Here is a 554-nt window from a genome sequence, read left to right as displayed (position 1 = left end):
CAGTACGGCATGCTGGCCCAGGCCATCCGCACCGCCTGCCCGGACATGTTCTTCTCCATCTCCCTCCATACGGTTTCCTACAAATTTCCGGCGGCCTACATGCAGTATGTGGACTATTTCACTTTCCAGAACTACGGGCCGTCCATTGACGTGAACACGTACAACAGCATGGTCACGGCATGCGGCAATTTCCGGAAGCAGGGATTCCCGGACAACAAGATCATTCTGAGCGCGCCCTTCCAGGGAACGCCCGGAGGCTCCAATCCCGGCACCTATATCAAGGGATACAGGGACATAGCCGCCAATTGCCCGGAAGTGGACAACCCGGACAACGACACGGCGGTTTATACTTATTCCGACGGAACCCGAACCCTCCATTACAACGGCGTAACGACGATCAAGAGAAAGGCCAAATACATCAGTGACCAGAAACTGGCCGGATTCATGTACTGGGACCTGGGGCTGGACTTGGCGGACTCCGCCGGTCGGAACAACTACTTTGACCGCCGTTCCCTGCTGCGCGCCGCCAATCGATATGTCTCTTCCACATCGTT

At 56.3% G+C, this 554-nt stretch carries 1 protein-coding gene; it reads left to right on the top strand.

The window, feature by feature from the left end; genetic code table 11:
* On the top strand, nt 1-554 hold a 554-nt coding region (locus ACFFUV_RS24185), incomplete at both ends, for a glycosyl hydrolase family 18 protein (protein WP_512701415.1).

Source organism: Vibrio olivae (genome assembly GCF_042428525.1).
Lineage (GTDB): Bacteria > Pseudomonadota > Gammaproteobacteria > Enterobacterales > Vibrionaceae > Vibrio > Vibrio olivae.
This window is presented reverse-complemented; position numbering and strand designations above follow the sequence as displayed.